This window comes from Alteromonas sp. 14N.309.X.WAT.G.H12 (assembly GCF_036697315.1).
Taxonomy (GTDB): Bacteria; Pseudomonadota; Gammaproteobacteria; order Enterobacterales; family Alteromonadaceae; genus Alteromonas.
In genome coordinates, this window is record NZ_JBAHZB010000179.1 from 1 (window position 1) to 3312 (window position 3312).

Here is a 3312-nt window from a genome sequence, read left to right on the forward strand (position 1 = left end):
GCCCAATGCCGATGGTTGGGCTGGTCAGAGGCACTAGAGCCCCGACTATTGGCATGGATGAAAGATCACCATAAAGCGACCCGAGCCGGTAACAAAGAAGTTTTAGCGCAGGTGGCGCAAGAATTTGACGACATCATACTGTCTGAGCTCCGTCCGCGGCAAAATAGCAATGCGCGATATGATGACGTTACCGCTCACCTATGTCGTACCACCTTTGAGGGCCGCTTGCTCACAGACCAAGAAGTGATTTCCATTTTACGTAATTGGACAGGGGGTGATTTGGGCTCTATTGCCTTATGTGTTGGGGTGATCCTTCACTACATTGCCAATCACCCCGAGCTTGCGTTGAAACTCCAGTTGGCAGGGGATGAAGAGGTGGAAGCATTCATTGATGAAGTGTTGCGTATGGATGATCCCTTTATCTCGAATCGACGAGTGACTACCTGCCCGGTACACATTGGCGGGCAGGATATTCCCAGTGGAAGTAAAATAAAGTTACATTGGACCTCAGCAAATCGGGATGAATTAGTCTTTGGTGACAATGATTTTAACCCAGTAAAAAATAGGCCGAATAATTTGGTTTATGGGGTAGGTAAACACGTTTGTCCCGGTCGATTACTGGCAACATGGCAATTGCGCATTATGGTACAAGCCTTGTTATCGACGGGGCAGAAGATCTTACCGGCATCGAATGAACAGTCTGTTCGCGAAGTTGCGCCTCTTGGCGGGTTCAACCGCGTCCCTATTATGATTGCTTAGGCGAGTCTTTTTGGGAAAAAACATACCGCTAACCTAGCTGTTAGCGGTATGTTGTCAGTTACAGCATTGCCTGGCTATTTTCTACTACGGTGGTTGTCCGTTTTGACAGCACCAAGTACACGGCACTTGCCACCAATAACCCAACAAACCAGGCATAAGCATAAAGGCTATCGAAGATTGTGGGGACAGAGGCAATAAAGCCTGCAGCGTGTAAAAAGCCGGGAATATTGGGCAATACACCTATGATCAGGGCAAAGATTCCGGCCTTATTCCAGCCATTATTTACGCCATACTCGCCATTGTGCTGAAACAGTGCATCTATGTTGAGTGTGGATTTTCGTAAAAGAAAGTAATCGGCTATTAAGATCCCGGCAATGGGCCCTAGTAGTGCCGAGTAACCGGTTAACCAGGTAAATAAATAGCCGCCGGCGGTTTCCAGTAGTTTCCACGGAAATATGGCCACGCCGATACCGGCGGTAATATAGCCGCCCAGCTTAAAGCTTATTTTCGAGGGGGCCATATTGGAGAACCCGTAAGCGGGAGCCACCATATTGGCAGCTAAGTTTGTGGTGAGTGTCGCAAGGGCGAGGGCGGCTAAAGCCAACACCACGCCAAGGCCACCCATACGCCCGGCAAGGGCGATGGGATCCCAAATCGCTTCTCCGTAAATAGTGACGGTGGCAGAGGTGACGGCCACACCGATAAAGGCAAACAGGGCCATGGGAATTGGCAAGCCGATGGCCTGACCGACCATTTGATCTTTTTGTGATTTGGCAAAACGGGTAAAGTCGGGAATGTTCAACGCCATGGTGGCCCAAAAACCCACCATTGAGGTGAGGCCAGCAAAAAATGCCGGCCAAAATTGTCCTTCTTTTACGCCGCCTGCTACAAACTGAGAGGGCGATGACAGCATTTCACCAAAACCACCGGCCTGCAAGTATGCCCAACCGAGTAGCACCAAGCCCATTAAGATCAGAAAGGGTGCAGCAAAGGTTTCTAGCCAGCGAATGGATTCGGTGCCGTATTTGATAAACACTAAATGCATTGCCCAAAACGCAAAAAAACATAAGGTTTGGGTTAAATCGATACCCAGTAAAGGAAGGGGCTGACCGACAAAGGTATCGCCGCTTAGGCTGTTTAATATTACATAAATAGCACTGCCGCCCACCCAGGTATTGATACCAAACCAGCCGCATGCCACTAATCCTCTGGCCAGTGCAGGAATTTTGGCACCTTTAGTACCAAAAGCACTGCGTAGTAGTACGGGAAAGGGCAAACCGTATTTGGCGCCTGCGTGGCCAATCAGCATCATAGGTATTAATACAATGAGATTCCCCAATAACACGGTGATCACCGCTTGATACCAATTCATGCCTTCTGACACCAGACCCGCAGAAAGCAAATAAGTGGGGACACAAACCACCATGGCGACCCACAAGGCCGCGTAGTCTTTCCAGTCCCAGGTTCTGCTTGCTTTGCAAGTGGGGGCGAGATCTTCATTCCAGAGATCGCTGTCATAGTGGGTTGGTTTTGTCATGGTGTGTTTATCAGCGTTATCCACGATCATTATTCCTTACAGGGCTTGTCTGGCTTGCAAAGATGAAAAATTATGCAAATTTATTGCCGGTTTACGAATGGCTCGGGATTTAAAATGCTTATTATCAGCTGGGAAAAGAAAAGCTCACGCCCTCTCTTACGCCACTGGATGGCCAGCGTTGGGTAATGGTTTTACGTTTTGTGTAAAAGCGTACGCCATCAGGGCCATAGGCGTGTAAATCACCGAACAATGAACGTTTCCAGCCACCAAAACTATGATAAGCAACGGGCACGGGCAGGGGCACATTAATGCCTACCATGCCAACTTGAATATGATCAGAAAAATAGCGCGCAGCTTCGCCGTCGCGGGTAAAAATACAGGTGCCGTTGCCATATTCGTGATCATCAATTAGCTGCATGGCTTCTTCCATCGTGTTTACCCGCATCACCTGCAATACCGGACCAAAAATTTCTGCCTGATAGCTCGCCATAGTGGGGGTGACGTTGTCGATCAAGGTGGCGCCAAGGAAAAAGCCATTTTCAAAACCTGCAACGTGAGGATTACGCCCATCTACCACAATGTTGGCGCCTTCCTCAGCTGCACTGTTGATATAGCCTGCGACTTTTTCTTTGTGTTGTAAGGTAATAAGCGGCCCAAAGTCATTGCTTGCATCGTTATAAGGCCCCACTTTTAAGCTGGTCATGGCGGTTTGCAGTTTGTCGACCAGCGTGTCGGCCACATCATCACCGACGGCAACCACCACAGATAAGGCCATGCAGCGTTCCCCTGAGGAGCCAAAAGCGGCACCTAATAGTTGATTAACCGCGTTATCAATATCGGCATCGGGCATGACGATGGCATGGTTTTTCGCGCCACCTAAGGCCTGGCAGCGTTTTGCATTGGCATTGGCTTGGGTATAAATGTATTCGGCAACAGGGGTTGAGCCCACAAAGCTAACTGCTTTTATGCGTGTATCCGTTAAAATGCTATCAACAGCGTCTTTATCACCATTGACC

3 protein-coding genes are annotated in these 3312 nt (G+C 49.0%); 1 reads left to right on the forward strand and 2 read right to left on the reverse strand.

Annotated elements, in window-relative coordinates; genetic code table 11:
• A partial coding sequence (locus V5298_RS19995) for a cytochrome P450 (protein WP_332933182.1) occupies positions 1-759 on the forward strand: 759 nt, incomplete at its 5' end.
• A 58-nt stretch (positions 760-817) separates the two neighbouring features.
• Here V5298_RS19995 and V5298_RS20000 read toward each other — a convergent pair.
• Together V5298_RS20000 and V5298_RS20005 are read right to left on the reverse strand one after the other, a co-directional pair.
• A complete protein-coding gene (locus tag V5298_RS20000; protein WP_332933183.1) occupies positions 818-2320 on the reverse strand; it encodes an NCS1 family nucleobase:cation symporter-1 in 1503 nt (500 codons plus the stop codon).
• 100 nt (positions 2321-2420) lie between these two features.
• Positions 2421-3312: aldehyde dehydrogenase family protein (locus V5298_RS20005; RefSeq protein ID WP_332933184.1), on the reverse strand; the 892-nt coding region annotated here is incomplete at its 5' end.